We start from the raw sequence: 6249 nt of genomic DNA on the forward strand, positions 1-6249 counted from the left end.
TCAATTCAGAAAATCTAGCCTAAAATACACGAATTAGACTCTGAATCATATACAGTTCCTGGACCACATTTGGAATCAGTCTCACCAGTAGAGTCCTCATCAACAATCACAGTTGGAGATGGGGAAATATCAGGAGACGAGCTACGTTCAAATGAATTATCAAAATAACCTTGAGAATATCCTGCACCTAAAATAATCAATACAAGAAGAGGAATCCCAACAATAATTGGAATTTTTAATGGAATAGATTTGAATGTGTTTTTACTGGATTTTGGTTCAGTAGATACAATATTGTCACCTACTTCAAAAAGAGAAGAACCACAAATCATACAAAAATTTGCACCCAACGGACCCTTTTTTCCACATTTCCAACAATGAATTGTTTCTTGATTTTCAGGTTCATTTTCAAAAACTATTTCTTCATTTGAAGAATCATCCAAAGTTTGTTTGATTAGATATTTTTCTCGTAAACGTTTAAGATAATTTTTATCAGTAATCCAGATATTCTTATTTTGGATAAAAGATTGTTTGATGTGTTCTAATCTATATGCATCCCCAACACCTAATTTCAACAGAGCGTTTACTTCATCGACTACATCCATGGAATCCATATCGTATATGCTAGGGATAAATCTCATTAAATACTAACTGAAAAAGAGAACAAAGTAGACTCTAGTAAATACAAAATGTCTAAAATTAGAAAACATTTCCAAGACGGAAACAATAGTAATTATTAAAATGTAGAAAACGAACAGATTTTGTGAATATTTCTCAGAAAAAATTAGAGTTTGAAACATCTAAAGAAGTCCTGTTAGAGACAATTTTAAAAAATAAGGAGAATTTAGACACTAATTTGATTGCAATTGCAATCAAGAATTATGTAAAAAATCATGAAAAATACAGTCTGGAGAAAAAAAGGCTACTAGATGTAATTTCAAATGTATAAAAATATCCCAGAAATTAGTTCATAGCCATCAATAACTGGGTATGACTCTTATCATTTCTAAAGCAAGTATCCAGTCTTGATTGCAGTACTTTTAGATAGCAATCAGTAGAGCAACATCCTTTGTGGCCTACAAGATATGATTTTAAACAGATTTCACAAATGTTCATGGAGAAGCCTCCAAGTTTTGTTGTTTGACTTTTGAAATAAAATCACTAGTCATTTTAAGCAAGGTTTCCATTTGAGAATCTTGAACATGCTGGAAGATCATGGGTAAATCTCCTTTGCACGTAATTTAATTTTCAAAAGGGTTTCATTTGTCATCTCTAAGAGATTCGTCATTTCAGCATCAAGGAAATACTCTGAATGAGAATCAAACATAATAGTTTTTTGTGTTGTTTTCATTTTTCTTCATTGTACTATAAGTTACAATGAATATAACCAAGGATTTCGATTAGGCATGAAATAGAACTCGAACGTATCGAACCTCAATGAAATTCACCACACTTGATCAATTAGCAAGGATACTCTGAAAGATCTTTGGAAATTTCCAATTCCTCATCTAATACTTTGAGATGAAACAGAATAGACTTGCTGTTAGAAGGTTTAATTTTTGAATTATGCAATTTTCTCAATAGAGAGGATCAAGTCTTCATCTCCAAAACAGTGCTTATTTTCAACACAATTTGAGCATACTAACCATTGCGGAGTATATCTACCGCCAGGTGCAGGCTTGTAAGTAATCTTGTATCTTTTCTCGTGTCTATCTTCGCAACGATTCATCGTCAAGCTCCTTTGATAATTGTTCTACCTGACCAGTTAGAAGTAAGTAGAATTTTCTCACCATACTCACCAAGATATTTCCTCAGATAATTCTTCAATTTGACCTGTCAGTAACAAGTAAAATTGTTTAAAGAAGTTCAATTGTACATCTCCTGGGTTTGTTGTTTTATTCTAAGAAGAACATCATTAGTCATTTTGATTAAATGTTCAATTTCAAGGTCATTTAGATTCTCACGGCCTTCATTTATCGAATGTTGTGCCATGAAAGAAATTTCGTTTTGTAGGCTTTCAAGAGCTAAAACAGTACTCAATATAGTGCCTCTCCTTTTTCCCAAGATAGTTCAAATAATGAACTCATCATATCTACCAGAGTTTCAGAATCAGACCACCAAGCAAAAACTTGTCTTGTTGGGTGATTTGCATTTCGCATAAAGATGAGAACCTCTTTTTTGTCATTTATTACAAAACACTTGTTTTCAGAATTAGAAGGCATTGCTCTAATCAAATCGGAATTCATGTCAGATAGGAATTCAGGAGTTTTGTTCAATGGTGAAACTACCATTTTCAGATTGGTTTGACCATCAGTTATCCAGTCAAATACATCAGAATGGTACATTCTGAGTAGATCAGATACACTGCCAAAGATTCTGAAATCATCGGTGCTTGAATCAACCATTTCTTTGATTTTGTTTGTGATCGGTCCGTTTCCATGCAGTAATTGCATTTTCTCAGATTTTGACTCATCAGTCTCTACTGCAAAGAATGGAATCTCTTTCCACATTGCAGACAAGGATTCTTCTTTGTTTGCCAAGGTATCAATTCTGTCTTGTTCTTGTTTGACCAATGTTGCCACAGCTTCTGCCATGTCCATAGCAGTGTATTTTGTAGGATGAGACAGTTCTGCAACAGCTAATCCCATGTTTTGAAGAGAATTGACCAGATGATATGTCTCAGTTCTAGGCAATTGTAGTGCTTTTGCTATCTCAGAAGCTGTCTTCGATCCATACTTGCCGAGATATATGAACACCTTTGCCTGACTTTTGGTAAGGCCAAAACTGATTAGTTCATTTTTAATTTTTTCAAGAGTTAGTTTATGCTTGTACATAGCAGTGTCTGATTCATTATCAAATAAGCTGATCTGATTTTCAGAATTCAAAAGGAATCCTCCGCAGTTTTAGTTTTTAGTTTGAAAAGGACATCATTTGTCATTTTTAACAGAAGATCAATTGAAGGGTTATCTGGGTACTGATATGTCATAGGGAAATCTCCTTTGAATTGATTTTAATCTTCATCATGACATCATTTGTCATTTTTAATAATGACTCCATTTGAGAGTCTAAAACCACTGAATTTGAGTCAAATGTTGGAGTTTGTTGTTCAATGTTCATCTTTCTTCAGAGATTGTAGTGGTTACAATTGATATAACCAAAGATCTCGATTAGGCGTGAAAAATGGTTCGAACCATGCGAACCTCCTCTTTTTGGGGTACCAAAAGTGGAATTACATACTATTGCTTATAAAGGAAAATCAGATTATTTCATTATTGAATAATAAGAGATTAGCCGTCATTACGATTACGTCAATAGCAATTTTGCTAACATTTTCTACAATTTACTCCAATCTAGAGATTATTGAAGCGTATGCAGGTGTAACACTAAATCATGACAATGTTGCAAAGACAATCATAGTAAGGGTAAACCCTACAGGAACAAATTTTGAGAATTCATTTGATTCATTTTCCAGAATAGGGTTTGTGCAAGGAGAAGCAAATTTCTTACTAGAATCAGTTCCAAGTAAAGATAAAAAACCATTTTATACATTAGTTCAGAAATCTCTAGAATCAAAAAACACACTGCTCAAAAACAAAGGAATGAATATTTCAATTGATGTTTACTCAGGAGACGGAGAAGTTATCGAAACATTAGTGTATTCAGATTGCGATGTTGTGGAATATTTTGTTCACGGAGTAGATTCCAAAGGAAAGATTTTCTTTACTGAAGAAGACGGCACTGTAGAGATTAGAGAAGTTACAAAATTTGAATGTGTATCATTTGCATTAGACATTACACTATTACAAAGCGATCTGGAAAGAATAGAAGAGACGATAGAACTCATATCAAATGCCAATCCATTTGAATTAGATACTGAAGAAGGATATTTCAGTAGACCTGCTACCAATGGAACAGAAGGGGAATTATTCTATAACAGTATGACAAACAAACTACAAAGATTTGTAGATGGTCAGTGGGTTGACATTTCAGGAGTAGGCGGACCAGCATCACCTAGAAGGTAGAGTAATGAAATTACAAATCATTGTAATTCTTCTCATCATAATTGGAGTTTCAACTGTATTTTCCCAATTAGAAGACCAATTCATCATTATAGATGTCAATTCAGAAGGAAAAGCAAAGATTTCTCAAACATTATTTCCAAAAACATTTGTTTCTACTATTGATGTGAACATAGTTTCAGATCAAATTTCAAATCTTTTGGCAATAGATGAAGAAAATGTGGTTTTAGGCACCACTCAAAATCAAAAATTACTAAAAATTGCCACATTAGGGGCAAGCGCAGTAGATCTCAAATATAATGCAGATATCCTAACCTACGAATCAGGGGTTTTCAAGCTAAAATACACCAGTGATCTACAATCAAAGGTCAGTTTACCACCATTAGCAAAACTAGTTTCATTAAACACAATCCCAATTGAGATTACAGATGAAGAATATGTCCTCCCGCCAGGAGACATTTCTTTGAGTTTTTCTATCAGACCAGTCACATCAAAGGAATTTTTTGTGCCAGTAGATAATTCAGAGTATAAAATAGAGGCAATCACTGCAGCAAAAATTGATGAATTTTCGGCAAATTCTGAAGAAATTCAATTCATCATTAGAGACAAGGCAATTGTTTTGACAATCATCCCTACAGCAATAATGACAAATCCAAACGAGGTTCTGCTAAACGGAGATAATGTAGAATTCAGTCAATTTCATCAAAATTCAACACATTCATGGATCAGAATTGAACCACATGAGAAAGGTTTGGTGAAAATCATGAATACAAATGAAAAATCAGAAGATGGTGGAGGATGTCTAATTGCAACTGCAACATATGGTTCAGAAATGTCACCTCAAGTTCAGTTTCTAAGAGAGATTAGAGACAATCAACTGATGAATACATATTCTGGAACAGCGTTTATGGCATCATTCAATCAATTTTACTATTCTTTCTCACCATACATTGCAGATTATCAAAGAGAGAATCCAATGTTTAATGAATTTGTAAAAATTGGAATCACACCATTACTGTCATCACTTTCAATCATGACATTTGCAGAATCTGAGCATGAAGTTTTAGGATTTGGCATTGGGGTGATTCTGATAAATGTTGGAATGTATTTTGTTTTGCCATTTGTAATATTATATTATGTTAAGACAAAACTTCGAACCAGACGCCTGAATAAATCGAACTGGGCAGTTATTACCAATCATAACGTAAAATCTGTGTTGAAAACAAGCCTCTTCGGCCTAATTGCACTTTTCGTATTATCCGTTAGTTTACCTTCAGCTTTTGCTCAAACTGTTGATTCTGAAACAGATTCTCCAATCAAAATGGTTCTTGATTTAACATTAACCAACCTTGAAGAATCACTAGAATCAGCAGGAGAAGTACCATCAACAGCTCAGACATTTTATGATATGGGACAAGAAGAATATCAAAAAGCAATTGATGCTCTAGGAAAAGGCGATACAGAAACTGCTGAGGAGCACGCCCTAATTGCAATGGCATTATTTGAGGATTCAGCATCAGTAATTGGAGAATTAGAAGAATCTCTTGTATTGAATCAAATTCCACCAGGATTTGGAGCAGGTGTTGGAAGTGCATCAGATGACGGAATTTCAAATGGACAAGGTTTGGGAGTTGGAGGAATACCACCAGGCATTATTAAGCAATTAACTGCTGCAAATGTGTTTGATATTCAAGAACAGATTACAGAAATTGATGAAGAAATTGACGAATTACGTCAGTTAGCAGAATCAAATGGAATAGATGTGAATTTAGAAGATTATGATGAATCAATCAATTTAGCAAAAGAGGTTTTAGCAAATGGAGACATTCCAAATGCTCAGGCAAAATTAGCATTAGCAAATGAGATCAAAGGAGACATCATAGATCAGATGAACACTGCAGCTGAAGAAAGCCAAGATGAAAGAGTACAAGAATTTGTAGATAACAGTATTGCAGACATTGAAGAGATGTTAGAAAAAGGAGAGAATTTAGGATTAACTCAAAAAGCAATTAGAGAATTAGAAGATACACTAGAGGTTCTCAAAACAGGAGAAATTGATGATATTTTAGATAAAACAAGTGAGGATAGTGAACTAGCAAAAGAACTAGATGAAAATAATGAAACCCCAGAGGATGCACCAGGAAATAGTGGTGAAGCTCCAGGACAGAACCAAGAGAGTGCACCAGGAAATAGTGGTGAAGCTCCAGGACAGAACCAAGAGAGTGCACCAGGA

Annotated in this window: 8 protein-coding genes; 3 read left to right on the forward strand and 5 right to left on the reverse strand. The window is 34.1% G+C overall.

Features of this window, described 5'->3' with window-relative positions; translation table 11 throughout:
• Positions 1–14: 14 nt before the first annotated feature.
• A complete protein-coding gene (locus K5781_RS08265) occupies positions 15–611 on the reverse strand; it encodes a zinc ribbon domain-containing protein (RefSeq protein WP_297442728.1) in 597 nt (198 codons plus the stop codon).
• A gap of 149 nt (positions 612–760) precedes the next feature.
• Here K5781_RS08265 and K5781_RS08270 point away from each other — a divergent pair, with 149 nt between their 5' ends.
• Positions 761–946, forward strand: a complete 186-nt coding sequence (locus tag K5781_RS08270) for a hypothetical protein (protein ID WP_297442730.1) — start codon at positions 761–763, stop codon at positions 944–946.
• A 264-nt stretch (positions 947–1210) separates the two neighbouring features.
• Here K5781_RS08270 and K5781_RS08275 read toward each other — a convergent pair whose 3' ends face one another.
• The 4 genes from K5781_RS08275 to K5781_RS08290 form a co-directional block, all read right to left on the reverse strand.
• On the reverse strand, positions 1211–1348 hold the full coding sequence (locus K5781_RS08275) for a hypothetical protein (RefSeq protein ID WP_297442732.1): 138 nt from the start codon (positions 1346–1348) through the stop codon (positions 1211–1213).
• A gap of 213 nt (positions 1349–1561) precedes the next feature.
• A complete protein-coding gene (locus K5781_RS08280; protein WP_297442735.1) occupies positions 1562–1726 on the reverse strand; it encodes a hypothetical protein in 165 nt (54 codons plus the stop codon).
• A gap of 137 nt (positions 1727–1863) precedes the next feature.
• Positions 1864–2037 (reverse strand): hypothetical protein, encoded by a 174-nt coding sequence (locus K5781_RS08285; protein ID WP_297442738.1) that lies wholly within the window; start codon positions 2035–2037, stop codon positions 1864–1866.
• A complete protein-coding gene (locus K5781_RS08290; RefSeq protein WP_297442741.1) occupies positions 2034–2882 on the reverse strand; it encodes a helix-turn-helix domain-containing protein in 849 nt (282 codons plus the stop codon). The genes K5781_RS08285 and K5781_RS08290 overlap by 4 nt, the downstream gene beginning before the upstream one ends.
• Positions 2883–3269: 387 nt before the next feature.
• On the opposite strand from K5781_RS08290, the gene K5781_RS08295 reads away from it, so the two are divergent.
• Positions 3270–4019, forward strand: a complete 750-nt coding sequence (locus K5781_RS08295) for a hypothetical protein (RefSeq protein WP_297442744.1) — start codon at positions 3270–3272, stop codon at positions 4017–4019.
• Between the two features lie 4 nt (positions 4020–4023).
• The coding region (locus K5781_RS08300) for a CFI-box-CTERM domain-containing protein (protein WP_297442749.1) at positions 4024–6249 on the forward strand (2226 nt) is incomplete at its 3' end.

It is taken from the genome of Nitrosopumilus sp., assembly GCF_025699255.1.
Lineage (GTDB): Archaea > Thermoproteota > Nitrososphaeria > Nitrososphaerales > Nitrosopumilaceae > Nitrosopumilus.

Bases quoted from the DNA above. Each gene is read 5' to 3' on its own strand.
- K5781_RS08265 (WP_297442728.1), bottom strand. From the start codon at position 611: ATGGATTCCATGGATGTAGTCGATGAAGTAAACGCTCTGTTGAAATTA.
- K5781_RS08280 (WP_297442735.1), bottom strand. From the start codon at position 1,726: ATGAATCGTTGCGAAGATAGACACGAGAAAAGATACAAGATTACTTAC.
- K5781_RS08275 (WP_297442732.1), bottom strand. From the start codon at position 1,348: ATGAAAACAACACAAAAAACTATTATGTTTGATTCTCATTCAGAGTAT.